Genomic DNA, 25075 nt, shown 5'->3' with positions numbered 1-25075 from the left:
ATGTACCAAGGTTTTATCATGTTTATCTTTGCTGTTTTTGGTTTGCTTGCAATTGGCATCGTGTATCAGTCAATTGCACTCTTAAAAGGCAAGCCCTTATCTGAAGTTATTTCCGAAATTAAAGCTGCATTTATTTCAATTATCGGAAATGGCAAAGGAGGGCAAAGCTAATGAATAAACCATTCTTTGACGAAGCACGAAAAATTGCAGGTGGCAAACTCACTCAGTCGCAAGTTGATAAGCTCAATGTTGTAGTTGATGAATTAGCACCAAAAACAACACAAACAACCAGTGCTTCAGGCATCGACCTAATTTGTAGCTTTGAAGGTCTACGCCTAAATGCCTACGATGATGGCGTGGGCGTTTGGACAATTGGTTATGGTACAACTGTTATCAATGGCGTAAAAGTCAAAAAAGGCGACACTTGTACAGTTGAACAAGCCAAATCCTATATAGCATCTGATCTTAAAAAATTCGAAGCTGCTGTAAATAAAGTCACTGTTGCCTTGAATCAAAATCAGTTCGATGCGTTGGTGTCATTAGCTTACAATATCGGTACAGGTGCTTTTGCAGATTCTACATTGCTTAAAAAATTAAATGCTGATGACTATAAAGGTGCAGCAGCTCAGTTTGATGTTTGGGTGAAAGCAGGTAGTAAACGAGTGCAGGGTTTAGTGAATCGACGAGCTGTAGAAAGAAAGTTGTTTGAAAAGACAGTCTAGTGGTCTAGATTGTTATTTACGTTAAGGCTGTGCAACTTATTTTTAAGTACACAGCTCATTAGTACTAAATTTATGTTGTTTACTATATTTTTAATCATGTTCTGCTTATACTGTGCGCCAATTAGGAAATTTAATTTTTTCACGTCATGAGTACTTTCGATATTAAGTACATGATTGTGTACATATTTTTAGAGTAGTTTATGGCAGTAGCTAAAAAATCAGTTAATATCAATAACATACGCAATTTTTCAATTATTGCGCATATCGACCACGGAAAGTCGACACTTGCGGATCGTTTCATTCAAACTTGCGGTGGTTTACAAGATCGTGAAATGCAGGCTCAAGTCCTCGACTCTATGGAGTTAGAGCGTGAGCGTGGTATTACGATTAAAGCGACTTCGGTCACCTTGTATTATACGCATCCGAATGGTCAAGAATATCAATTAAACTTCATTGACACCCCAGGACACGTAGACTTCTCTTATGAAGTATCACGTTCTTTGGCGGCATGTGAAGGTGCACTTTTGGTTGTTGATGCAGCTCAAGGTGTGGAAGCTCAATCGGTTGCAAACTGCTATACAGCAATTGAACAGGGCTTAGAAGTACTTCCTGTTCTGAATAAAATTGATTTGCCGCAGGCTGAACCTGAACGTGTCATTCAAGAAATTGAAGATATTATCGGGATTGAAGCCACTGAAGCTCCAACGTGTTCGGCAAAAACAGGTTTAGGCATTGAAGGTGTGCTTGAAACATTGGTCAATGTGATCCCTGCACCTGAAGGTGATCGTGATGCGCCTTTACAAGCTTTGATTGTAGACTCATGGTTTGACAACTATTTAGGCGTTGTTTCTTTAGTCCGTGTGAAACAAGGTCGTGTGCGTAAAGGCGACAAAATGTTGATGAAATCAACAGGTCAAACGCACATCATCACTTCAGTGGGTATTTTTAATCCAAAGCATACTGAAACAGGTATTTTGGAAGCAGGTGAAGTTGGTTTCGTCATTGCGGGAATCAAAGATATTTTTGGTGCGCCTGTAGGTGATACCATCACATTATCAACGACACCAGACGTTGAAACATTACCAGGGTTTAAAAAGGTTAAACCGCAGGTTTATGCAGGTTTATTCCCAATTGATGCCAGCGATTTTGAACCTTTCCGTGATGCTTTGCAGAAACTACAAATCAATGACTCTGCATTATTCTTTGAACCTGAAAGCTCAGATGCATTAGGCTTTGGTTTCCGTTGTGGTTTCCTTGGTATGTTACATATGGAAATCGTACAAGAACGTTTAGAACGTGAATACGATTTAGATTTGATTTCTTCAGCACCGACTGTAATTTATGAAGCGGTGATGAAAAATGGTCAAACAATCTATATTGATAGCCCTTCTAAAATGCCAGATGGTTCAACTGTAGAAGATTTACGTGAACCGATTGCAGAATGTCATATTCTTGTTCCACAAGACTATTTGGGTAATGTCATGACTTTATGTGTTGAGCGCCGTGGTGTGCAAAAGGACATGAAATTTATGGCAAATCAAGTGTCTATCACATTTGAAATCCCAATGGCTGAAGTCGTGATGGACTTCTTTGATAAGTTAAAATCATGTTCTCGTGGTTTTGCGTCATTAGACTATACTTTTGTGCGTTTTGAAAGTTCATCTTTGGTTAAGGTTGATGTGCTAATTAATGGTGATAAGGTAGATGCCTTAGCCATGATTTGTCACCGTCAAGATGCGCGTCATCGTGGTATTGCACTCGTTGAAAAAATGAAAGACTTGATTCCACGTCAAATGTTTGATGTTGCGATTCAGGCGGCTATTGGTGCACAAATCATTGCACGTTCAACTGTAAAAGCGATGCGTAAAAACGTATTAGCGAAATGTTACGGTGGTGACGTTTCACGTAAGAAGAAATTACTTTCGAAACAAAAAGAAGGTAAGAAACGTATGAAGCAAGTGGGTAGCGTTGAAATCCCACAAGAAGCGTTCCTTGCTGTATTAAAAGTCGATAGATAAAAACTAGAGGTCTGATTGCTCATGGATTTTGATTTTAATTTAATTCTCGTACCTGCAACGCTGATATTTTTTGGCTTATGGTTGCTCGACAAGTTTGTGCTTAAACAGCGTGCGACCAAAGGAAAGGGAAATGAAAATTTCATCATTACATGGGCATACGACTTCTGGCCCGTATTAGCTGTAGTTTTAGTTTTACGCTCTTTCTTCTTTGAACCTTTTAATATTCCTTCAGATTCTATGGTGCCAACTTTAGAAACAGGTGATTATATTTTGGTGAATAAATACCAATATGGTGTACGTTTGCCGATTACCAACACTAAAGTTTTAGATATTGGCGAACCGCAACGTGGTGATGTTGCTGTGTTTCGTTATCCTGAAAATCCAAAAATTAGTTATATCAAACGTATTATTGGTTTACCAGGTGATCATATTGAATTTGATAATGGGCAGTTGATCATTAATGGTCAAAAAATTTCCCAAGTTACAACTGAGTTCAGTCGTGAAAAAGACATTTTGGATACACCAAAATCAATCTATTATACTGAAACTATGGGTGAGCATCAGCATTTAGTCCGTATTCTTGAAGGTCAAAATACGTTAGTTGGTGCATTTAACTATGCTCAGAAAAAAGAAGATCTACCTTTTGTTGCACGTGATAATGATCGTTTTATAAAAAGCAATGGTCAGAGTTGGGAAGTGACTGTACCAAAAGGAAAGTACTTTGCAATGGGTGATAATCGTGATCAAAGTGCTGATAGTCGTTTTTGGGGTTTTGTGCCTGAAGAGAACTTAACAGGTCATGCGATTTATGTGTGGATGCATAAAGAGCCTGGTTTGAATTTTCCATCATTTAGCCGTAATGGAAAAATTAACTAGTTAAAAGATAGAGTGTAATGAAAAGACCAAGTTGATTGGTCTTTTTTTATGACTTAAAAAAGTATATTTAGTTTACTCAGATGAAATAAAGTAGGTAAAAATGTACGCTTTAATCTAGCAAGTCTATAGGCTTTGCAAGATAATAGAATGATTAAATATGTGTGCGTGGTCTCAATTAACAAGAATAGATCTGTACTGTCGATATTTAGTTTTTTAATTTGGGGAATTTGGTGCTGTAAACTCAGTGGGATTTTATTATCTACACTTATGTTCATAGTGCCAAAATGGTATAATTATTTCGCCTAGTGGATAATAACAATGCGTAAATCTCAACAAGGTGCGTCGTATATTACGATTTTATTGGTAATCATGGTCTTTGCTTTTGTTGCAAAAGCAGCAGTGGCAATCTGGCCATCATACTGGGACGATCGTGTGATTAATAATCAGATAGAGCAATTGATGCAAGAGAGCTCTTCTGAAATCACACCATCTAAATTTGAAAGTCAAATGAGCCAACGCTTAGATATGAACAATATCCGTGATTTGAAATTTAAGGATATTGCAACCGTATCTACAGAAAACGGTTTAACAGTGACTAAGAAATATGAAGTAAGAACACCGTTTTTTATGAATATTGACTTAGTCCAAACATTCGAGAAGAGTTTTGATCAAAGGTCAGTTCAAAGTAAGTGATCCACGCTTACAGAGTCGTATCGGTTATGTGTTTAAACAACCAGAGTTATTACAACTTGCACTGACACATCGTTCGGTAAGTCATAAATATAACTATGAGCGCCTAGAATTTCTAGGCGATTCACTGTTAGGTATGATTATCGCAAACTATTTGTACCACGCTTATCCTACAGAGAATGAAGGGCGTTTAACACGTATGCGTGCAACATTAGTGCGTCAGGAAGCATTAGGTAAAATTGCCAATGATTTAAAATTAAGCACCAGTTTAATTTTAAGTACAGGTGAATTGAAATCTGGTGGTCATCATCGTGAGTCTATATTAGCAGATACAGTCGAAGCGCTTATTGGTGCAATTTATACAGAGAGTCAGGATTTACCTTTATTACGTTCGATTGTTTTAAAATGGTATGAACCTTATCTGGAAAATATTGAACCAACGGATCAGCTAAAAGATCCAAAATCGCGTTTACAAGAATATCTACAAGCTCGTAAAAAGCATTTACCTGTTTATGAGGTTGTAGATATTCAGGGTGATGCACCGAATCAACATTTTAAAGTAGAATGTACTGTAGATGGCTTGCCTAAAATGATGGGTGAGGGATCAAGTCGCCGCTTTGCAGAACAGGCAGTTGCGGCGGAATTTTTAAAGTTATTGGAGCAGTAAACTGCATGAGTACACATTCCGATCACAATGATGCTGATCACGAGCCAACTGAAAACGGCAATGATTTAATTAATCAATTTTTTAGTTCGCAAGGGACAGAAATTCCTTCGGATTATCGTAGTGGCTTTGTTGCAATTGTTGGTCGCCCAAATGTAGGTAAATCAACATTGATGAACCATTTATTGGGTCAAAAACTTTCAATTACTTCACGTAAGCCACAAACAACTCGACATAAAATTGTTGGGATTGATAGTCGTGAAAAATCTCAGGCAGTATTTGTTGATACACCAGGGATGCACAAGAAAGAAGTACGTGCCATCAATAAAATGATGAATAAAGCTGCAAATTCAGCCTTACGTGATGTCAATCTTGTATTGTTTGTTTTGGATGCACAAAAGTGGACACAAAATGACGATTTAGTCTTGGAAAAACTGCAAAATGCAGAGATGCCTGTGATCTTGATCATCAATAAAATTGATACCTTAGAAAATAAGCGTATGGTTTTACCCTTGATTCAAGAACGCGCTAAGCTTATGAATTTTGCTGAAATTGTCCCTGTATCGGCATTGCGTGGTGCAAACTTAGATCATTTGCGTGATGCGATTGAAAAATATTTGCCATTCCAACCGCCGCTATATTCATTAGAACAAGTGACAGATCGTTCTGAACGTTTCCTTGCGAGTGAAATTATTCGTGAGAAAATCATGCGTCAGTTGGGTGAGGAACTTCCTTATGATTTAACGGTTCAAATTGAATCATTTAAAACTGAGGAAGCGACCATTAATGAAAAAACAGGTCGTCCTAAAGCAGCGTGTACTTATATTGATGCAACGATTTTTGTGGATCGCCCTGGTCAAAAAGCCATTGTGATTGGTGAAAAAGGTGCCAAACTGAAAAAAATCGGGATGGACGCACGTGTTGATATGGAAAAAATGTTCGAACAAAAAATCATGCTGACACTTTGGGTGAAAGTCAAAGGTGGCTGGTCTGATGATGAACGTGCATTGAAGAGTTTAGGCTATAGCGATATTTAATTGTTATTAAAGCGTTTTAATTGTTAAATAAGGAACTGTCATGATTCGAGTTTTCACTATATTGACATGTATTTTCATGTTGCAGGGGTGTATTACCAAAATTGTCACAGTTCCTGTTAAAGCTGCTTATGGCGTAACCAAAGGTGTTGTTAAAGGCACTGCGGCTGTTGTTGGTGCAGTCATTCCCGATGGGGATGATGAAGATAAGAAAAAAGATTGATCATGCTTAGGAACTTCCTCAGTGTGAGTGAAATACTGAATAATGCGTAATGAAGTTTTACATGGATATTTAATTCATCATCGTAAATATCGTGAGCGAAGTCATATTGTGCATTTGTTTACGCAAGAGCATGGGCGTGTCGATGGTATTTTAAGACAGACGCCTCCACCACAATATCAACCGATTATATTACAAGCTTCGGGTAAGTCGGAGTTAAAAAACTTTTCCAAATTAGAAATTTTGAACCAACCCATTTTTTTTTATGGTGATGCTTTTTTCTCAGGCTTTTATCTCAATGAAGTTATTCTTCGTTTATGCCCACTTGAAGAAGCAATGCCTGAAACTTTTGCACAATATCATATTACATTGCAGCATCTACAAAATTTGGCTGAGCATTCACAAGCAGATTTATTTTTAAGACAAATTTTACGTCAGTTTGAACACGCATTATTAGAAGAGCTTGGTTATCCTTTAGATTATCAGCATGATGCTCATCAGCATGAAATTAGTGCAAATCAAAGTTATCAGTTTCAGTTATCAGATGGTTTTATTCCTGTGGCACATTACTCGCCTGCAACTTTGTTGGGAAAGCAAATTTTGAGTATGGCTCATTATGAAAAGGGTATGGATTTTAGTTCAGAACAGTTACAATTATTAGCGAAGCTTTATCGGCAAATGATTAGCTCATTACTCGGTGATCGACCTTTGAAAAGTCGTCAGCTTTGGATTCAAAATTCTCAATCGAAAATGGCGAAACATTAATTTTTAAAATTTATTCTTATTAGGAAAATGGTATGGCTGCATTGCTTGGTGTAAACATTGATCATGTTGCGACTTTAAGACAAGCACGTGGAACGATTTATCCTGATCCTGTAAAAGCAGCATTAATTTGTGAACAAGCAGGGGCAGAAGGGATTACTCTACATTTACGTGAAGATCGTCGTCATATTCAAGACGATGATGTACGTCGTATGCGTCCTGTTTTAAAAACAAGAATGAACTTAGAAATCGCAGTTACAGATGAAATGGTGGCATTTGCCAAAGAAATTCAGCCACATCATGTATGTTTTGTACCTGAAAAGCGTCAAGAAATCACGACAGAAGGTGGTTTAGATGTCGTTGGACATTTTGAAGATGTTAAGGCTGCTACTCAGGCGCTCACTGCCATTGGTTGTGATGTTTCCTTGTTTATTGATCCTGATTTTGCTCAGATTGATGCAGCAATCGCTTGTGGTGCCCCAACGATTGAGCTTCATACAGGAGCGTATGCAGATGCAGAAACAGCAGAAGCTCAACAGGTAGAATTACAACGTATTATCAAAGGTGCGGAGTATGCCGCATCTAAAGGTTTGGTTGTTAATGCTGGACATGGTTTGAACCTTGAAAATGTTGCTCCAATAGCAGCAATTCCTCAAATTCATGAATTGAATATTGGACATTCAATTATTGCAGAAAGCGTATTTGTCGGTTTAACGCAAGCTGTGAAGGATATGAAAGCAGCGATTCAAGCCGCAGGCTAATTTTCTTTTACTCTCTTAATTGTTGTTGAATATTTCATGTCTAATATTAATTATGATGAACTCATGCAACCTGTCATTGCTTTTTTAGGTTGCGAAACGCCTAAAGCATGGTTAGATGAGGCATTAAATAATTTACCCTTGCTGATGCAAGATCATGCCAATTGTGAAAAAAAAGCAGCAGGAACAGCCATGAATTTGATGTTCCGTTATAGCTTTTTTACCGATTTACAAGTGAAATTAGCACAGCTTGTACGTGAAGAAATGTTGCATTATGAGCAAGTGCTTGAGTTTATGACCAAACGAGGTTATGAGTGGAAAGGTTTAAGTGCAGGACGTTATGCGGGGGGGTTACGCAAAGAAATCCGTACCTATGAGCCTGAAGCTTTGATTGATGTTTTAGTCATAGGCGCATTTGTTGAAGCACGCTCTTGCGAGCGATTTCATGCACTTGCACCAATTGTAGATGATGAATTAGGGCGCTATTATCGCTATCTGTTAAAGTCTGAATCACGCCATTATGAAGACTATTTGGCTTTAGCTTTAGATGTTGCAAAGACGTCAAAGCTGAAAGATCCAGAAGAAACGATTCAGCAACGAATTGAGTTTATTCGAGAAGTTGAAAAAAACTTAATTTTAAGCCCCGATGAGAGCTTCCGTTTTCATAGTGGTGTACCCGTTAAGGTTGCTGCATAAGTCATTAAGAAAAAGAAGCGATAAGTTCGCTTCTTTTTTATTTCGCCTAGAACATATTTTATCTATCAAATTATTAAATGATCAAAGTCTTTGCTTGAGTATTTTATTTATATGACAGGTTTAGATTTTGAGAAAAAGTAAATTTATTTTATATAAAAAAAGCCCACTTCGTAATGAGTGGGCTTTTAGAATTTGGCTCTCCAACCTGGGCTCGAACCAGGGACCTGCGGATTAACAGTCCGTCGCTCTACCGACTGAGCTATTGGAGAATCTGCATGCGATTATAAGGACATTTCCCACAGGGTCAAGCTTTAAATGTCATGTTTTCTTCATTTTTATCTTGTATGTTCTATATTTGAACAAAAAAGACAATTCTAAGAAAAAAACTTGCATGTCTAGGCGGAGCTTGTTAGTTTAATTGCATAGATCGTTTAAATGAAAATTTAAACAGTGTGGATTTAACTCACTTGCCAGCACAAAAATGGCTAAACAGGAGAAAGCGAATGAATACGCTCACTATCTCAAATATATTTTCAAATTTTTCTTTTTATAAGGAAAATTATCTTTCATTGATTCATGATCCAACCCATTATTTTACACCTGTTGAGGATGCCTATATCGAGGCTTGGCCTGCTGCAAAAAAAAGTCTAGTTTTAGGAGATTTATTGCAATTATGGTTCAGTGAAAAGTGGTTGTTGAATGATTCCATTCAAAATTTATTTGATGTACAGAGCAAAAAACGTATTTCAGTTTTGTCTCAGGATGTCTATGTTTATCAAATTACAGGTAATCTTTTGACTGGATCTAATCAATCTAAAGCTTGGTCATTAAAAAAACAGCAAGGCTCAGACGTTTTTTTAGATCGTGTTGTTAAATTTTATGCTGAATGTTGGGCTTTAAATCGACCACATTTTAATTTTTTAGTTCAAAATAAAACAGCATAGGGTTATGCGTTAAGGTTAAATGCTATTTCATTGTAAAATGAGCAATCATTTATATCAGTCTTTAAGCTTTTAAAAAGTATATTTCTGATTTGGATGATGTTATATCACAAAGAGATAAGAATTTTTGATATAAAAAAAGGCAAAGTAAAACTTTGCCTTTTTAGATCTCAATAGACCTTAGTGGTGATGACCACCTACACCATGAACATGACCATGTTCTAATTCTTCAGCTGAAGCTTCACGAATTTCAACGATTTCTACTTCAAAAGTAAGATCTTGACCTGCTAATGGGAAGTTAGCATCAACGACAACATTGTCACCTTCAACCGCTTTAACAGTAACGATTTGAACGCCATCATCAGTTTGAGCTTGGAACTGCATACCAGCTTCGATGTTCTCAACACCTTGGAACATTTGAGCAGGAACTTCTTGAACTAGATCAGGATTATATTCGCCATAACCTTCAGCAGCAGGAACGTTTACTGTAAATTTTTCACCTACAGTTTTACCTTCTAAAGCTTTTTCTAAACCAGGAATGATGTTACCTGCGCCATGCAAATATGCTAGTGGCTCACCTTGTGATTTATCGAGAGTTTCACCCTCAGCGTTAGTCAACGTATAGTGGAAAGAAACCACTTGGTTATTTGCAATAGCAGTCATGTTATTGATCCATTCGATAACGATAGTTTTAAGTGTACATCATAAAGTGAAATGCAATTTTTGTAGACTAAATTTACGAAAAAAAAGCATTTTTACCACTTTTTTGATGGTTTTTTCATTAATATGGGCGAATTTTTAAATTTCAATGCAATTTTATTCTTGGCGTAATTTTCCGTGTAACAAAATCTTTTGCTGTGAGTAAGCCTGCATGTGTATAACCATAAATTGTGGCTTGATGCATTCGATATAGAGAAACATACATAGATTTCGCAACAAAGCCTTGTACATTGACTTGACCCAATAATTCACCTACAGCTTTGTTTTTACTCAGCGAAACTAAAGAGCCTTTATCTGAAAATTGGAACATTGGCTGTTGGCTGCCATGAATTCTTGCTTTGAGTGCATCAAGCATAAAACTTGCTTGTTGACTTGCAACTTGTGCGCGAGGTCCTAAAGCGCCTTCACGTGCATCTAAAATACAGTTGGCACAATCACCAATTGCAAAAATATTTGGATCGGTTTTGGTTTGTAATGTTGCGTAGACTTCTAAACGACCCATACGATCTTTTTTAAAGTCTGGTAATTCTGCAATCACTTTTGGTGTTTTAATGCCCGCAGCCCATACTTTAAGCTCAGCTTGAATACTGCTACCGTCGTTAAAATAAACACGTTCAGCATCAACTTTTTCTACACGTTTTGCGGTTAATACATCAATTTTCATTCGTTGCAGTTGTTTGTCAGCATGCTCTGCAATTTTTTCTGAAAGGGCAGGTAAAATACGATCTGCTCCTTCAATCAGCGAAATTTTAACTTGATTTGGATTAATTTTGTTTAAGCCATATTTATAAAAATTTTGTTTTGCTTCAACAAGCTCTGCTGATAGTTCAACACCCGTTGCACCTGCACCAATCACAGCGATATTTAGATGACGTTCAGTATTTTTATTTTGTGCATCGAGATATAAATGCAGAAGATCTTGCTGGAAAATTTCAGCCTGTTGTAAGCTATCAAGATAATGACAATATTCCTTTACACCTGGGGTATTAAAGTCATTTGAAACAGAACCAACCGCGAGTACTAAAGTGTCATAAGCAAGCGTTTGTTTTTCACTGGCTGCTTCGTATTTTGTGGTTTGAGGTTTACTGAGGGTAATTTCCTGTTTTTCACGGTCTAAACTTTCAAAACGTCCTTGTACAAACTCATAATGATGCTTTGCTGCATGTGCATAATAATTGGTGCCTTCATCATTTGGGTTCATGGTACCTGCTGCAATTTCATGCAATAAAGGTTTCCAGATATGAGTGAGTTTCTGGTCTACAAGTGTAATTTTGGCTTTATTTGCTTTACCAAGTGTATCACCAAGTTGTGTAACCAACTCAAGACCGCCAGCACCGCCGCCAACGATCACAATATGATGAAGTTTAGACATAATTTACCTAATAGTTGTTATAAAAGATGACATTAATATGCCACCAGATACACAATTATTCGGCTTTTTTGTTTTACAATTTACATATTTACAATAAAACAAAGTAAAAGCGTTGGATTTTTTTCTTGTTTAAAATCCAAACAGGTTTTTTAGCCAATCAAGAAGGCGTTCAAACCAAGATGCTTGTTCAATGTATACGTCATCTTCTATATCAAAAGATTGTAATAAAGCATCATTTTGGTAAACATTGACTTTCGCTAAGTGCATCATTTTTGCTAATGGTGCGGTTAGTGACGCTTCATTGAGTTCTACATTTAAATGCGTTTCTGTATGTTGTAGCGGTTCAATGGCTGTTAACAAACCTGTTGCATCATTTTGCATGATCTTAGAGTTGAGATTATCAAAAAGCATTAAATCAATAGGTTGCGGATTGTTATATAAACTTGTGGTCACGATTTGCGGTTTTTTGGCTTCAACTTTAAAAATTTTTAAGGTTGATTTGACCACTGGAAGTTCCGCAATCAGTTGTTTATCTTCAATGACGACTTCATCACGCGTATAAGCATAAGCAAGGTTGAGTAATTTATGGGCAACTTCTGCACGTTTTGCGGCATTTTTTGTTCCCATAACCACAACAATTAGGCGTCGCTCTGGTGCAATACTGAGTCCTGAAGGACGGTGTGCGCTTAAAGCTAAATTATAACCTGCTGCTTTAGTAAAGCCTGTTTTTAAGCCATCAACACTTGGATCTGTTTTTAAAATCAAATTTGTTGCATGGTGAAAACGCTGATTATAACTAAAACTTGGCAGCACTGAGTAATGCAAGTAGTCTGGAGTTTGCACTGCGACAGCTTCACCAAGCAAAGCCATATCATGTGCAGTTGATAAATGGTCAGGCATTGTCACACCAGGCGCATTTGAAAAATGAGTATTTTTCATGCCCAAAGCCTGAGCTTCCTGATTCATTCGTGCGACAAAAGTTGGCACATCACCTGAAATACGTTCAGCTAAAGTCACAGCCGCATCATTTGCAGACATGACGATCAAACCTGCGATCAATTGATCAACCGTAATCTGTTCACCTTCTTTAAGGTACATTTGGGACTCATCCCATTGCACCATTTTAACGACTGGTGTTGCAGTAAGAATTTCATTTTTCTTTAAATGACCTGCTTTTATTTCTTTTAAAGCAATATAAGCCACCATCATTTTTGTCATTGAGGCTGGGGCACGTTGTAGATGACTATTATGCTCAGCAATCGTTTGACCTGTTTGTGTGTCTAAGATTGTCCAAGCTTCAGCTTCAACAGAAAGGGGATTAATATTTAGTAAAGCAGCATTCACTAGCGTGGAGCAAACGAGACTCATTAACGCAATGAAGAAAGTGAAAATTCTCAACGGGGTTACCTTTAAAGCCGATGAATACATGAGAAAGCAGAGCAGCATGCTATGCCTTTTTTTCTGTGCTGGCTAGTGAATATGATCAAGAAATCGCGCGAATAAAGCACGACTTTGTAAAAAATGTTAATCTTGGAAGTAATTACCTTAATATTTTTTTTGAATACGGCTTATGTTGCATTATCAAATTGAATTTGACGAATATCGTCAGCATCTTATTCATGTTACTTTGCGCTTTCTTGCTCAGCCAACGCAAATTTTGTCTTTACCTACGTGGATTCCTGGTAGTTACCTAATCCGTGAATTTGCGAAGCATATCGAATCTGTAAAAGCCTACGATGAAGCAGGTCGCCAGCTTAAAATTACCAAATTTGAAAAAAATCAGTGGCGTTTATATAACACTGATTATGAGCTTATTACCGTTGAATATGACGTCTATGCTTATGATTTGTCTGTACGAGGTGCCTATGTTGACCAAACTCGACTCTATGTAAATCCTGCTTGTGTCTGCTTAGGGTTGCAAGATCAAGAGCATTCACCTATCGAACTGGAAATATTTTTACCTGAAGAATTAAAACATTTCCAAATCGCGACAGGTTTGTCTGCAAAAAGTTTGGTCAAAGGGCGTTATACGCTCAAAGCAGACAATTATGCTCAATTGATTGATGCACCGTTTGAGTTGGCTGATCAAACACGTTTTAGCTTTGAGGCGCATGGGATTGCTCATGAATTTGTGGTTTCTGGTCAGCATGCAATGAATGCTGAACGTATGAAACAAGACATTGAAAAAATTTGTAGTACTGAAATCGCAATGTTTGGTTCAGCACCATTTGAAAACTACACATTTATGACAATGGCAACAGGCAATAGTTATGGTGGACTAGAGCATCCAAATAGTACAAGTTTAATCACACCACGTGATGATTTACCCAAAGCTGATGAACCTGTTGAACCTTCAGCAGATTATCAACGCTTTTTAGGTTTATGTAGTCATGAATATTTTCATTCATGGTTGGTTAAATTTATTCGCCCTGAAAATTTAGCGACTTATGATTTAAATAAAGAAAGTTTAACATCTTTATTATGGATTTTTGAAGGATTTACATCTTATTATGATGACTTAATTTTGTATCGTAGTGGTGTGATTTCTCAAGCATCTTATTTAAAATTGCTGAAAACACAGATTGATCGTTATTTGCAAAATCCAGGACGTTTTATTCAGACTGTTTCTGAGTCAAGTTTTGATGCGTGGATTAAATTCTATCGTCAAGATGAAAACTCAAATAATGCAGGCACAAGCTACTATAATAAAGGATGTTTGGTGGCATTATGCCTAGATTTAGGTTTAAGAATCAAAGGTTCAAGTCTAGATTTAGTCATGCGTAAATTGTATGAAAATACACAAAAAGGCATTCAGGTGAATGAGCGTACAATTTTTGACATTTGTCAGGAATTAACAGGAGATCATTGGGGCGAGCAGATTAACCATTTGATTAATACAACTGAAGAATTGCCATTAGATCAGCTATTCCCAGAGTTTGGCATTCAGTTTGAACTGAAAAATGAAAAGACTTTGGCTTTTGGTTTGAAAGTCGCTGAAAAACCTGAAGGTGTATTGATTCAGCAGGTACGTCGTGATGGTACTGGTGCAAATGCAGGTCTATCAGCCAATGATGTCATTATTGCCATTGATGGGCTGAAGGCATCAGAAAAACTGTTAAATAAATATGCAAAACAGCAAGGTACATTTACTGTTTATGCTTTCCGTCGTGACGAATTACTACAATTTGAGTTGCAAGGCGGTGAAGTTTATCTCAGCACTGTTGAATTGGTGGTTGCAGATCAAAGTAAAGCCGAAAAATGGTTAAAATCTTAATCTAAATGATTGAAATTAAGCACTTTTCGGAGTGCTTTTTTATGCATAAACTTTGTGCTTTTTCGCTTCGAGTTCATTCTTTTTAAAATGCCCATGATGATAAAATGGAGCCAGTTGTTGAATCAATGTTTGAGTTAGTTCTGTTCTGTTAAATGAACTGTAATGTTCAGAAATTTGTCCTAAATGTTGAATAGATTTTCGCTGAATATATTTTTTATCCAAATATTTTTCAATTAAATCAGTTGTTTCTAATTCATTTAAGTAAATAGATGTGACAATCGCACCTGTATGGATTGCTTCCGATAACATGGTAATACTATCTTCTGTCACGAAAATAAATTTACTCTGTATCATTTGTTCATAAATTTCGATATTTTGCTGAGCATCAATAATTTTGATGTTTTGAGCCAAAACTAGAGATCGTACTTTTTCACTCAACTCAGGTGTTCGTCGTGAACAAATAATCGTGCCTTCAAGCTGTTTTGTTTGAGTAAAATGAACAAAATGTGTGATTATTTCTGTGAATTGTTGTTTTGAGAATGGATATTCTTTAGTACTTCCACCTAAGAGTAAGACTGCCTGATGGTTTGGTTGTATGGTTGCTGAACTAAATTTTGCTGAAACAGGAGGAGTATTTAAAATAATTTGTTTACAATTCACATTTTGTGGAAGTGCAGTAATACTAAAATCAATCAATTGATCATTAAAACCTCTTAAGTTTCCAACGTATAAAAGTAAAATATTATATCGATGTGCTAAATAAGCTGCATAAATTAAATTAGGCATTCCAGAACAAATGATGACTTCAATATCTTTTATATTTTGCGGTTCAACTTTAAAAATAAGTTTTCCTAACAATTTGAATAAATAAGGAAAATGAGAAACTTTTTTAAATAAGCTAATTAATTTTTTATTTAAATGCTGCGAGAATAAATATTTTTGAAACTGACAGGAATATTTTTCTTGAATAATTTCAGCCACAGCTAACGACGGATTAAGATGACCTTTTCGATCATCATGAATCACTAATACAGATTGATGAAGAGAAGATGCAACCATGAGTAGACCTATGTTTTAGCTTTGTGCTAAATAGCCTAAAGAGCTTTTATTAAACTTTGCTGAAGTCTAGATTAAAAATTGTTTACATCATTTTAATCAATCTAGGAAATCACTTATTTATAAGAAGAAGATTTATGTGAATATTACTTTCACAATAAATAACAACAAGATTAAGATTTTGTCATATTGATCAAAAGAAAAAATTGAATAATAAATAGACAAATTAAGAAGTGTGAATCATGGAGTGAAATATGAATAAAATCGTGACACTATTATCAGTGACCACTTTATGGATATTTTCAAATACTGGTTTTGCTGCGGAGTGTACAAAAACACTCAACAATACAGCCGTCAATGATTTGAATGTACCTGTTGGCGCAGTTTGTAAGTTAAATGCCACGGCTGTTGAAGGGAATATTCATGTACAAAAAGGAGCGAGTTTAATTTTAAATAATGCCTCAGTCAGTGGAAATGTTCAGGCAAGTAGTGCTAAAGCAGTTCAATTGATAAACTCAAGCATTGAGGGTGATTTAAATGCTGCCCAAGTTTCTACTGCTTTAAGTCTTGATAAATCTATGATTTCAGGAAAACTATATTGCTCATCTGTGGTCAAACTAAAATCTAATATGAGTAGTGTGGAAGGGCAAACGATAGGAAAATGTAAGTAACTTTTATAGAACAGGTTGCAAATCACGTTAAACATCTTGGTGATATTTAATTACGTTGAAAGCAACCTGATCATTTTAACTCTAAATTATTGGATTACTCAGTTTTTGCTTTTAAACTTTGAGTTAAACCATTGATGTCACCACCTTGTATGCCTAATTCGTTCATTAAGCTATCAATCAAAGGTGCTTGAGTACGATAACGTAAAGCACTATTTACGACTTGATCTGACAAAGCAACTTGTCCTTGTTCAGTGCCACCTTCAGTCGTGTTAGATGATGAACCAATTCCACCTAAGCCATTGACTTGTAATATTTTAATATCATCAATATTTTCCATTGGTTTAACACTTTCACGAATAATTTCAGGCAAATACTTAAGTAAAGCTAAGCGAATTTGCATTTCAACTTGTTCAGTCGATAAAATATTATTGGCTTCGTTTACTGCGCGCGTACCTTCAGCATCAACTTGATACTGTTTCTCTTGTGCTTGAGCCAAAAGAACTTTTGCATCAGCTTCACCTTTTGCTTTGAGGCGAATTTTTTCAGCCTCAGCTTGTGCGGCTATACGTACTGCTTCAGCATCATCTGCTGCCGCTTTTTTTGCAGCTTCTGCTGCAACTGTAATGGCAATTGCATCTGTTTCAGCAATTTGTTTTGCAGCAACAAGTTCAACAGCCTTAACACGTTCAGCACGTTGCGTCTCACGTACAGTTAAAACTTCTTCTTCCGCTTTTACTGCTTGAGCACGTGCTTGGTCAGCGAGTGCTTTTGCTTCAGATTCAGCACGAGATTTTTCAGCAATCGCAATTGCACGGTCTTGTTCTGCTAATTCAATGGTTTTCTTTTGTTCAACTTGTGCTTTTTGAATCAATTGCGCTTTGACAATATTTTCATTTTCAACATCGCGAGCAGATGCAATACGTTTTAATTCAACCTCACGATCTGCTGCAATACGAGCTTCTTCCGCTTCACGTTTTTTTGATGCTTCTTGAGAGGCTATTTCAGCCAATTGTTCAGCTTTACGAATTGAAATTTCACGTTCTTGTTGCATTTTTGCATATTCTTCTTCACGTAAAATTTGCAATTGTGCTTGTTGGGTTTCTAAATTTTTAGCTTTAATTGCAAGGTCAGCATCTTGTTCAATGTCATTACGTTTTTTACGACGATCTTCAATCGTTTCAGTGAGTTTAGTTAAGCCTTCTGCATCAAAAGCATTTTGAGGATTAAAAAATTTAAAGCTTGTTTGGTCTAAGCCAGTTAAAGATACTGTTTCAAGTTCTAGACCATTTTTAAATAAATCTTCAGAAACAACTTGTTGAACTTTTTGAACAAAATCGACACGCTTTTCATGTAATTCTTCCATTGCCATTTCTGCGGCAACAGCACGTAAAGAGTCAACGAATTTACCTTCAACCAAATCTTTTAATTCTGGCGGTGACATGGTTTTTTTACCCAGTGTCTGTGCTGCTGTTGCAATGGACTCCGCTGTTGGTTTTACACGTACATAAAATTCAGCCATGACATCAACACGCATGCGATCACGTGTAATCAGTGCTTGATCTGCTGCACGTTTTACCTCTAAACGTAAAGTATTCATATTCACAGGAATAACTTCATGTAAAACAGGAAGAACAATTGCGCCACCATTTAAGATGACTTTTTCACCACCAAAACCTGTTCGTACAAAAGAAACTTCTTTACTTGAACGTTTATAAAGGCGGGCAATTACAACGCCTATTACAATCAGTGCGGCTAAAATAATGCCTGCAAGAATTAAAATTTGGTATAAAGATGAACTCATCATATAATTTTCTCGTCATTTGTTATAAAAATTTAAAGTTGAATCGCTTGAAAACCATTCACTGTTTTGTGCGTTAATATGACCTCTTGTCCTTGTGAAAAAGTAATGTCAAGTTCAGGTTCGACCAATATATAATGCGTTTGACCAAATTGATCGAGCACTTTGGCTTGAGCGGGATAATTCTGTTTTGCTTGTCCTAAAATAATCAGGGCTGTTCGACCAATCAATTCTTCACTATGTATTGCAGTGGTTTCATCTTGAGGTAAAATTTTTGCAATGATTGCGGTACAAAGGCGTACAAAGGGCATACATAAAAATAAACTGACAGGCGCTGCAATCCAAATTGCTAAATAACTGTGAGTGAACTTAAAGAATACAGCCTGCATTGTAAAACCAAACAAGCTATAAACGGTTAAAAAAATAATGAGCCAAACCAGAACAGGCACACGACCTAAGTAAAGCCAGTCTAAAAATTGTACAAATAAGCTTTGATCTGTATCAAAATCAAGACTATGGCTACCTCCAACTTGTTCAGGAATAAACTGGTCTAAAAAACCCTGAGTAGATGAGCCTAAAATGAGTAATAAGCATTCAAAAATACCTAAAAGCAACATCAAGCATAAGCTGACGCTAAAAAATAAATTTGAAGCATGTGTAAATAATTCCCACATAATGTTTACTCTTGTTGAGTTCACGGTTTATTTGTTTTGATATGTTTTTTATAACCAGTAAAGTACTGATTATGAGTTAATTCTATTAAGAATCTCAGTTTATATGGTTATTTCAATATTGACAAGATTTTTTTAATATTAGTAATTGTAAATCAATAAGTTATTGATTTTTAGTAAAACAATAAATTTAAAGCAAGACAGTTGTAATAAATGATAAAGTAGATTATAAATTAGACATATCTAAAACAAGCAATAAAACGAATGATAAGGAGAAAAGGGATTTTAGGAAAAAAGGGATTAAACTTCAAAATCAATGTTTTCTAAACAATCAGCCTATTGGAAATGAAGTAAAAGGGTTTTATTGATTATTTTAAGCTCAAAAAAATACGCAATGATTGGGGTGATCACTGCGTATAACAACGAATCTGCATACACAAATTCGGTTAAGGAGAAATGTTATGAACTTTGGGGATTGCTCATAACGTGAAATAACTATAATACTGCCTGATAAATACGTCATTAGTTTTCACGTTAATTCATGTTAAATTACGTTAATAAGAGACGATTTATGTTGCTTTTCTTTCCAGAATAAAAAAGCCTTTCAAATGAAAGGCTTTTTTATTGAATGACTTATTTATAACTTAAAAATGGAAAACACCTAAGCCATCTTTAATTTCATCAAGCGTATTTTGAGTGATAATACGACATTTATCCGTACCCGTTTTCAAAATATCCATAATGTAATCAGGGTCTTTTGCAAGTTCCATACGACGCTCACGAATTGGCGTGATCAATTCTTTGAGTACACCTTCAAGACGTTTTTTCACAGTACCGTCACCTAAACCACCACGACGATAATGTGCTTTTAATTCTTCAACTTCTTCTTTATTTGGATCAAAAGCATCTAAATAAGTAAATACGATATTTCCTTCGACTTGACCTGGATCTTCGATACGTAGATGGTTTGGATCGGTATACATCGCATTTACTGCTTTCTTGATATCTTTATCAGAAGCATCAAGTACGATTGTATTGCCTAAAGATTTAGACATTTTTGCCTTACCATCAAAACCAGGAAGACGACTCATGTTCGAAAGAAGTGCTTTACACTCAGGTAAAATATCTTGACCAATTTGACGATTTAAACGACGAACAATTTCATTGGTTTGTTCAATCATCGGAATTTGGTCTTCACCTACAGGTACAACTGTTGCTTTAAATGCTGTGATATCAGCAGCTTGTGCTACTGGATAGCATAAGAAACCTGCGGGAATATCACGCTCAAAGCCACGTAATTGAATTTCAGCTTTAATCGTTGGATTACGCTCTAAACGAGAAACTGTAACAAAATTAAGATATAACATTGTCAGTTCATTGAGCGCAGGCAAACATGATTGAACACAAATCGTTGTTTTACTTGGATCAATACCAACGGCTAAATAATCTGTTGCAACTTCAAGAATATTACGGCGAACTTTTTCAAAATTGTCGGCATTATCTGTTAATGCTTGCGCATCTGCTAAAAGTAAATGTTGGTGATGTGAGTCTTGTAAACCTACACGTGAACGTAGTGAACCAACAAAATGACCTAAGTGAAGTTGTCCCGTTGGACGGTCGCCTGTTAGGATGACAGGGCGATTGTCTTGATTACTCATTATTTATTCCACAGCCGTAAGCGACGACATCTGTTGTTGCTAAGAATGTTGCACATTGTACGGCATAATTTTTTTTTATGTCAGCGAAATAATGTACTTGATTGCAAAAATTCAAAATTTCAAAAATGATATATAAAAATACAAGACAATCTATAAAGCATTTAAAAACTTAATTAAACTATTTAAATCAACACAGCTTAGGATAAGAAAAAAATGGCAAGTAGCTTGTTATTACTATTAGATGATATTGCCACTGTATTAGATGATGTTGCTGTAATGAGTAAAATGGCAGCAAAAAAAACAGCAGGTGTTTTGGGGGATGATTTAGCCTTAAATGCACAACAAGTCGCAGGTGTTCGTTCTGAACGAGAAATTCCTGTGGTATGGAGTGTTGCAAAAGGGTCATTTATTAATAAGCTTATTTTAGTTCCACTCGCTTTGCTGATTAGTGTCATTGCACCATGGTTAATTACGCCTTTGTTGATGCTTGGTGGGCTTTTTCTGTGTTTTGAAGGGGTTGAAAAGGTTTTACATAGTCTTCTACATCGCAAAGCAAAAACTCAAAGTGAAGCAGAAGTAGAATTGAATGCTGTAGAAACAGATTTAGTTAAATTTGAAAAAGATAAAATTAAAGGTGCTATACGCACTGACTTTATTTTATCTGCTGAAATTGTTGTGATTTCATTAGGTACTGTTGCACTTGCACCTTTTATGAGTAAGGTCATGGTACTTTCGATTATTGCAATCGTGATGACGGTCGGGGTTTATGGATTTGTTGCAATGATTGTGAAAATTGATGATTTAGGATTATATTTAACTCAACAAGCATCTAATTTTAAGAAAACAATAGGGCGTGGTTTACTGGCATTTGCACCTTTACTGATGAAAACTTTATCAATAGTGGGCACCATTGCGATGTTTTTAGTGGGTGGAGGGATTATTTCACATGGGATTTCATCATTACATCATTTTACAGAGCAAACTGTCGACCAAGTTGAACATATTCCAACTGTAGGGGCAATTATTGGTGCGCTTACACCGACTTTGATTAATTTGGTCATTGGTATAGTCGCGGGTTTATTGGTGCTTATTTTGGTAAAAACAGTACAAAAAATACGAGGTGCTTGAAGCTCTACCCAATTGTAAAAATATCATTAAACTAAACATCACTGAATTAAAAAATAAGGATCAGGCTATGCGTTGGAAAGGACGCCGAGTAAGTAGTAATGTTGAAGACCGTCGAGGTGGGGGCGGGGCAAAAGCAGGTGGCATTAGTATTCTCGGGCTAATAGTTGCTTTTGTTGCATGGAAGTTTTTTGGCGTAGATCCGCAACAAGCTTATCAAACCACGAAACAAGTGACTTCAGGCGTACAAACTCAGGCAGTTTCTCCTGAAAATTTAACACCTGAGCAGAAAGAAGTTTCTGATTTTGTAGGAACTGTTCTTGCAGATACAGAAGATGTTTGGACCCCTATTTTTCAGGCACAAGGTGCTCAATATATACCACCTAAATTGAGGTTATTTACAGGAAGAACAGATTCGGCTTGTGGTACAGCACAATCTGCTATGGGACCATTTTATTGTCCTGCTGACCAAAAAGTGTATATCGATACTTCTTTCTTTAAAGACATGCGTCAGCAAATGGACATTTCAGGTGAACAAAATCAATCTGAGCTCAGTGCTCAGGATGAGGCAGGGGATTTTGCACAAGCTTATGTGATTGCGCATGAAGTTGGTCATCATGTACAAAATCTTTTGGGGATCTCAGGGCAAGTACAACGAGCACGTCAGCGCGCAAGTGAAGCACAAGGCAATCAACTCTCTGTTCGTTTAGAATTACAAGCAGACTGTTTGGCAGGTGTTTGGGCAAATAAGACCCATCAAAAAACCCAATTTCTTGAGCAAGGCGATGTAGAAGAAGCTATGGATGCGGCTCAGAAAATTGGGGATGACTATTTACAGAAAAAAGCGAGAGGCTATGCAGTGCCTGACAGTTTTACACATGGAACAAGTCAACAGCGCATGCAATGGTTTCAAACAGGTTTAAAAACAGGTGATATTAATCAGTGTGATACGTTTAAATAAAGTCATTAGATGACATCACATGAAGCATAAGGAGAGACATATCTCTCCTTTATTTATTTAAAAATGTTTTAAAATTACGCAAAATTCGTACACTGACATAAATTGCAAAGAGGCTGAAAAAGAATAAAGGAATCAGCTGAAATTTTAATTTTTCAGTATCTGCTGTATAAAAATCAGAAATTTGTTGCTCAGTAAAATCAAATGATTTTTTTTGCAAAGTTTGTGTATTGGTAAAATCAATATGTTGAATATATTGATTTGATTTGTAATTTATGATTTTTATAGAGTTTATTTTTCTAAATTGATGCTGATTGTCTTGGTCAGTACATAAAGAATCCATATAGTGAATACATGAAATCGTTGCGACATAGCCTTGATTGGGAATGGTAATAAATAATTTTTGATCAGGTTTTTGGTTGTTGCCAATTAAGCGAAATTCTTGAGCAGATGTACTGCTAAGCTGCGTAGATGTTGCTTTAACATGAGGCGCATTGAAAACTTCAACAGTTTTAACTGAAGTTGTCCAAATCAAAATCAGACTGACTAAGAAAATAACAAAAGCAAAAAAATATCGAAAAACAATTTTTAAAGGCATAACCTAGAAAAGCAAAAACTAAATAATAATCATACCTTTTTATGGCTAAATTTTATATCCTTAAATCAGCTCTTAATCACATTTAAGAAGTTTTATGTTAAGAAATTATATTTTTACGGGTGATTTTAATCATTTTTTTGTAAGATTATATAAATTTAAAAATCAGCTTTCATTTTTAATTTACTTAAAAAATGATGGGTGATGGTTGTCCACCGATATTAAAAACTGAAAAAGGATACGCATGGGTAATTATTTTTTTCTACAGGTCTTTACAGTTGTTTTTGCTTTATCCATTGCTACAACCATATTCAATAAGCGTATTTTAGGTTTTCCGCAAGCCATAGGAGTGCCTTTAGTTTCAGCCGTTTTTGTCTTTATTTTACAATGGGGGGCAAGTTTACTAAATGGTAATCAATTTATCTCCATTAATATTCATAATATTGAAGAAGCGGTAAGACATATTGATTTTTATGACTTTTTAGTCAATGGCGTGATTTGTTTTATTTTAACTTCCTCTGCACTTAAATTTAAAGTCTCAGATTTAAAAGTATATTGGAAACCCATCAGTATTCTTGCAACGATTGCTTTATTGTTATGTGCAGTATTTTTTGCAGGTCTTGTATTTGGATTCCAATATGTAATTGGTAATCCTGTACCGATTTTAGTGTTGTTGTTACTTGGTTCAGCATTAGGTGCAACAGACCCTATTGGTATTAAAGGCGTTTTAAGCTCTGTTCGCGCACCTCATCATTTAATGGTCAAACTTGAAGGTGAATCCTTATTTAATGATGCAATGTGTATTGCCGTATTTATGACTTTACTCAATGTGTTAGAAGGTGAGCATTTTAGTTTAGTTGCAACACTACAAACATTATTATATGAAATTGTTGTTGCTGTGATTATTGGTTGGGCATTTGGTTTAGCTATTTTGCGTTTACTGCGTGGTAAACATGAAATGGAATCTTTGATTTTAACCACAGCATTGTTGGCTTGTGGTTCTTATCTGGTTGCTTTATTTGCCCATGCCTCGGCACCGATTGCCTGCGTGATTGGCGGTTTGATTGTCGGCAATAAATGGAAAGAAATTTTACAAGATCGTGAAATTCGTGAGGTAAATCATTTTTGGCATACAGTAGAAGGGATTATTAATTCATTCCTTTTCACTTTAATTGGTCTAGAAATTTTTATTTTAGATTTAAGTACAAGTTTGATTTTAGGCGGTATTTTTGCTTTCTTTGCTTTGCATTTATCACGCTTTGCAGCGAACTATTTGGCATTCGCATTTTTCCCATCATTTCGACATAAGAGTTATAACGGCAGTTTAGCGATTTTATCTTGGGGTGGGGTACGAGGTGGTATTTCCCTAGCACTTATTTTGGCTGTGGCTAACATTCCTGAATTACGTGATTATAGTAGTATTTTGATTGGGTATACTTTTATCAGTGTATTACTTTCAGGAATTGTATGTGGCTTAGGACTGCCTGCTGTTATGAATGCATTTTATTACAACCCTTTAGAAGAAACGACAGGTTTTAAAGGTTGGTATCAACGTATGTGTCATAAAATGAATCGTAAAGGGGTGAAATATATTGTTGGTGAGGATGCAGAAGGGCATGAAACCATTACCATTTATAATCCTGAAGCAATTATCAATAAGCAAAGTGAAGATGGTGTGACTGCTGTATATCATCCTGATAAAGCACAAGAAGTAAAACGTTTGGAAAATCCAAATAACTTCTAGCACTATTTATTCTTCATAAAAAACCGAATGCATCGTCATTCGGTTTTTTGAT

Annotated in this window: 24 protein-coding genes and 1 tRNA gene; 16 read left to right on the top strand and 9 right to left on the bottom strand. The window is 36.0% G+C overall.

The annotated features are described in order from the left end of the window. The first annotated feature begins 170 nt into the window (after positions 1–170). The 10 genes from HX005_RS05520 to HX005_RS05475 all read left to right on the top strand — a co-directional run bounded on the left by HX005_RS05520 (position 171) and on the right by HX005_RS05475 (position 8440). Positions 171–722, top strand: coding sequence for a lysozyme (locus tag HX005_RS05520; protein ID WP_286376578.1), 552 nt, complete (start codon positions 171–173; stop codon positions 720–722). A 200-nt stretch (positions 723–922) separates the two neighbouring features. Further along, positions 923–2740 carry a translation elongation factor 4 gene (gene lepA, locus HX005_RS05515; RefSeq protein ID WP_286376577.1) on the top strand — a complete coding sequence of 606 codons (1818 nt, stop codon included), beginning with the start codon at positions 923–925 and terminating at the stop codon, positions 2738–2740. Between the two features lie 21 nt (positions 2741–2761). Continuing rightward, positions 2762–3616 (top strand): signal peptidase I, encoded by an 855-nt coding sequence (lepB, locus tag HX005_RS05510; RefSeq protein ID WP_107007095.1) that lies wholly within the window; start codon positions 2762–2764, stop codon positions 3614–3616. A 318-nt stretch (positions 3617–3934) separates the two neighbouring features. Next, complete coding sequence (locus tag HX005_RS05505; RefSeq protein WP_286376576.1) at positions 3935–4309, top strand: DUF4845 domain-containing protein; 375 nt, start codon at positions 3935–3937, stop codon at positions 4307–4309. After that, positions 4281–4973, top strand: coding sequence for a ribonuclease III (rnc, locus tag HX005_RS05500; RefSeq protein ID WP_107007097.1), 693 nt, complete (start codon positions 4281–4283; stop codon positions 4971–4973). The genes HX005_RS05505 and rnc overlap by 29 nt, the downstream gene beginning before the upstream one ends. A gap of 5 nt (positions 4974–4978) precedes the next feature. After that, positions 4979–6007: a GTPase Era gene (gene era, locus HX005_RS05495; protein ID WP_286376575.1), complete on the top strand. Its 1029-nt coding sequence runs from the start codon at positions 4979–4981 to the stop codon at positions 6005–6007. A gap of 40 nt (positions 6008–6047) precedes the next feature. Then, complete coding sequence (locus tag HX005_RS05490) at positions 6048–6227, top strand: NF038104 family lipoprotein (protein WP_107007099.1); 180 nt, start codon at positions 6048–6050, stop codon at positions 6225–6227. A 39-nt stretch (positions 6228–6266) separates the two neighbouring features. Then, a complete protein-coding gene (gene recO / locus HX005_RS05485) occupies positions 6267–6989 on the top strand; it encodes a DNA repair protein RecO (RefSeq protein WP_286376590.1) in 723 nt (240 codons plus the stop codon). A gap of 32 nt (positions 6990–7021) precedes the next feature. Beyond that, complete coding sequence (gene pdxJ, locus HX005_RS05480; protein ID WP_286376574.1) at positions 7022–7747, top strand: pyridoxine 5'-phosphate synthase; 726 nt, start codon at positions 7022–7024, stop codon at positions 7745–7747. A 36-nt stretch (positions 7748–7783) separates the two neighbouring features. Continuing rightward, a complete protein-coding gene (locus HX005_RS05475; protein ID WP_286376573.1) occupies positions 7784–8440 on the top strand; it encodes a MiaE family protein in 657 nt (218 codons plus the stop codon). A gap of 193 nt (positions 8441–8633) precedes the next feature. Here the strand turns inward: HX005_RS05475 and HX005_RS05470 are convergent. Beyond that, positions 8634–8709 (bottom strand) — tRNA-Asn (locus tag HX005_RS05470). 234 nt (positions 8710–8943) lie between these two features. On the opposite strand from HX005_RS05470, the gene HX005_RS05465 reads away from it, so the two are divergent. Beyond that, on the top strand, positions 8944–9384 hold the full coding sequence (locus HX005_RS05465) for a hypothetical protein (RefSeq protein WP_286376572.1): 441 nt from the start codon (positions 8944–8946) through the stop codon (positions 9382–9384). Positions 9385–9561: 177 nt separating this feature from the next. Here the strand turns inward: HX005_RS05465 and HX005_RS05460 are convergent, their stop codons facing one another. The 3 genes from HX005_RS05460 to HX005_RS05450 form a co-directional block, all read right to left on the bottom strand. Next, on the bottom strand, positions 9562–10044 hold the full coding sequence (locus HX005_RS05460; protein WP_107007104.1) for an FKBP-type peptidyl-prolyl cis-trans isomerase: 483 nt from the start codon (positions 10042–10044) through the stop codon (positions 9562–9564). Positions 10045–10186: 142 nt separating this feature from the next. Then, entirely contained in the window at positions 10187–11473 is a 1287-nt protein-coding gene (locus HX005_RS05455) for an NAD(P)/FAD-dependent oxidoreductase (RefSeq protein WP_286376571.1), read from the bottom strand. 129 nt (positions 11474–11602) lie between these two features. Next, on the bottom strand, positions 11603–12871 hold the full coding sequence (locus HX005_RS05450) for a D-alanyl-D-alanine carboxypeptidase PBP6B (RefSeq protein WP_107007121.1): 1269 nt from the start codon (positions 12869–12871) through the stop codon (positions 11603–11605). Between the two features lie 172 nt (positions 12872–13043). On the opposite strand from HX005_RS05450, the gene HX005_RS05445 reads away from it, so the two are divergent. Then, complete coding sequence (locus HX005_RS05445; protein WP_286376570.1) at positions 13044–14747, top strand: M61 family metallopeptidase; 1704 nt, start codon at positions 13044–13046, stop codon at positions 14745–14747. A 39-nt stretch (positions 14748–14786) separates the two neighbouring features. On the opposite strand, the gene HX005_RS05440 is transcribed toward HX005_RS05445, so the two are convergent. Beyond that, positions 14787–15806: an ELM1/GtrOC1 family putative glycosyltransferase gene (locus HX005_RS05440; RefSeq protein ID WP_286376569.1), complete on the bottom strand. Its 1020-nt coding sequence runs from the start codon at positions 15804–15806 to the stop codon at positions 14787–14789. 251 nt (positions 15807–16057) lie between these two features. Between HX005_RS05440 and HX005_RS05435 the strand changes: the two genes are divergently transcribed. Next, entirely contained in the window at positions 16058–16474 is a 417-nt protein-coding gene (locus tag HX005_RS05435) for a hypothetical protein (protein WP_286376568.1), read from the top strand. Between the two features lie 94 nt (positions 16475–16568). Here HX005_RS05435 and HX005_RS05430 read toward each other — a convergent pair whose 3' ends face one another. The 3 genes from HX005_RS05430 to trpS all read right to left on the bottom strand — a co-directional run bounded on the left by HX005_RS05430 (position 16569) and on the right by trpS (position 20601). After that, positions 16569–18278 carry a flotillin family protein gene (locus HX005_RS05430; protein ID WP_286376567.1) on the bottom strand — a complete coding sequence of 570 codons (1710 nt, stop codon included), beginning with the start codon at positions 18276–18278 and terminating at the stop codon, positions 16569–16571. A gap of 29 nt (positions 18279–18307) precedes the next feature. Continuing rightward, positions 18308–18946, bottom strand: coding sequence for a YqiJ family protein (locus tag HX005_RS05425; protein ID WP_286376566.1), 639 nt, complete (start codon positions 18944–18946; stop codon positions 18308–18310). 641 nt (positions 18947–19587) lie between these two features. Then, positions 19588–20601, bottom strand: coding sequence for a tryptophan--tRNA ligase (trpS, locus tag HX005_RS05420; protein ID WP_286376565.1), 1014 nt, complete (start codon positions 20599–20601; stop codon positions 19588–19590). Positions 20602–20814: 213 nt separating this feature from the next. On the opposite strand from trpS, the gene HX005_RS05415 reads away from it, so the two are divergent. Then, on the top strand, positions 20815–21729 hold the full coding sequence (locus HX005_RS05415) for a DUF808 domain-containing protein (protein WP_286376564.1): 915 nt from the start codon (positions 20815–20817) through the stop codon (positions 21727–21729). Positions 21730–21796: 67 nt separating this feature from the next. After that, positions 21797–22687, top strand: a complete 891-nt coding sequence (gene ypfJ, locus HX005_RS05410) for a KPN_02809 family neutral zinc metallopeptidase (RefSeq protein WP_286376563.1) — start codon at positions 21797–21799, stop codon at positions 22685–22687. A gap of 49 nt (positions 22688–22736) precedes the next feature. Here the strand turns inward: ypfJ and HX005_RS05405 are convergent, their stop codons facing one another. After that, a complete protein-coding gene (locus HX005_RS05405; protein ID WP_286376562.1) occupies positions 22737–23282 on the bottom strand; it encodes a hypothetical protein in 546 nt (181 codons plus the stop codon). A 241-nt stretch (positions 23283–23523) separates the two neighbouring features. On the opposite strand from HX005_RS05405, the gene HX005_RS05400 reads away from it, so the two are divergent. Then, positions 23524–25023, top strand: coding sequence for a cation:proton antiporter (locus tag HX005_RS05400; protein ID WP_107006420.1), 1500 nt, complete (start codon positions 23524–23526; stop codon positions 25021–25023). Positions 25024–25075 lie beyond the last annotated feature (52 nt).

The sequence above is a fragment of the Acinetobacter sp. R933-2 genome (assembly GCF_030325485.1).
Taxonomy (GTDB): Bacteria; Pseudomonadota; Gammaproteobacteria; order Pseudomonadales; family Moraxellaceae; genus Acinetobacter; species Acinetobacter sichuanensis.
This window is presented reverse-complemented; position numbering and strand designations above follow the sequence as displayed.

What these genes read in the sequence shown, in the direction of transcription:
- HX005_RS05490 (WP_107007099.1), top strand. Translation starts at nt 6,048, where the DNA reads ATGATTCGAGTTTTCACTATATTGACATGTATTTTCATGTTGCAGGGG.
- HX005_RS05460 (WP_107007104.1), bottom strand. Translation starts at nt 10,044, where the DNA reads ATGACTGCTATTGCAAATAACCAAGTGGTTTCTTTCCACTATACGTTG.
- HX005_RS05475 (WP_286376573.1), top strand. Translation starts at nt 7,784, where the DNA reads ATGTCTAATATTAATTATGATGAACTCATGCAACCTGTCATTGCTTTT.
- HX005_RS05415 (WP_286376564.1), top strand. Translation starts at nt 20,815, where the DNA reads ATGGCAAGTAGCTTGTTATTACTATTAGATGATATTGCCACTGTATTA.
- pdxJ (WP_286376574.1), top strand. Translation starts at nt 7,022, where the DNA reads ATGGCTGCATTGCTTGGTGTAAACATTGATCATGTTGCGACTTTAAGA.
- HX005_RS05405 (WP_286376562.1), bottom strand. Translation starts at nt 23,282, where the DNA reads ATGCCTTTAAAAATTGTTTTTCGATATTTTTTTGCTTTTGTTATTTTC.
- HX005_RS05425 (WP_286376566.1), bottom strand. Translation starts at nt 18,946, where the DNA reads ATGTGGGAATTATTTACACATGCTTCAAATTTATTTTTTAGCGTCAGC.
- HX005_RS05435 (WP_286376568.1), top strand. Translation starts at nt 16,058, where the DNA reads ATGAATAAAATCGTGACACTATTATCAGTGACCACTTTATGGATATTT.
- HX005_RS05430 (WP_286376567.1), bottom strand. Translation starts at nt 18,278, where the DNA reads ATGATGAGTTCATCTTTATACCAAATTTTAATTCTTGCAGGCATTATT.
- era (WP_286376575.1), top strand. Translation starts at nt 4,979, where the DNA reads ATGAGTACACATTCCGATCACAATGATGCTGATCACGAGCCAACTGAA.
- ypfJ (WP_286376563.1), top strand. Translation starts at nt 21,797, where the DNA reads ATGCGTTGGAAAGGACGCCGAGTAAGTAGTAATGTTGAAGACCGTCGA.
- HX005_RS05400 (WP_107006420.1), top strand. Translation starts at nt 23,524, where the DNA reads ATGGGTAATTATTTTTTTCTACAGGTCTTTACAGTTGTTTTTGCTTTA.
- HX005_RS05440 (WP_286376569.1), bottom strand. Translation starts at nt 15,806, where the DNA reads ATGGTTGCATCTTCTCTTCATCAATCTGTATTAGTGATTCATGATGAT.
- HX005_RS05445 (WP_286376570.1), top strand. Translation starts at nt 13,044, where the DNA reads ATGTTGCATTATCAAATTGAATTTGACGAATATCGTCAGCATCTTATT.
- lepA (WP_286376577.1), top strand. Translation starts at nt 923, where the DNA reads ATGGCAGTAGCTAAAAAATCAGTTAATATCAATAACATACGCAATTTT.
- lepB (WP_107007095.1), top strand. Translation starts at nt 2,762, where the DNA reads ATGGATTTTGATTTTAATTTAATTCTCGTACCTGCAACGCTGATATTT.
- HX005_RS05465 (WP_286376572.1), top strand. Translation starts at nt 8,944, where the DNA reads ATGAATACGCTCACTATCTCAAATATATTTTCAAATTTTTCTTTTTAT.
- HX005_RS05520 (WP_286376578.1), top strand. Translation starts at nt 171, where the DNA reads ATGAATAAACCATTCTTTGACGAAGCACGAAAAATTGCAGGTGGCAAA.
- trpS (WP_286376565.1), bottom strand. Translation starts at nt 20,601, where the DNA reads ATGAGTAATCAAGACAATCGCCCTGTCATCCTAACAGGCGACCGTCCA.
- HX005_RS05505 (WP_286376576.1), top strand. Translation starts at nt 3,935, where the DNA reads ATGCGTAAATCTCAACAAGGTGCGTCGTATATTACGATTTTATTGGTA.
- HX005_RS05455 (WP_286376571.1), bottom strand. Translation starts at nt 11,473, where the DNA reads ATGTCTAAACTTCATCATATTGTGATCGTTGGCGGCGGTGCTGGCGGT.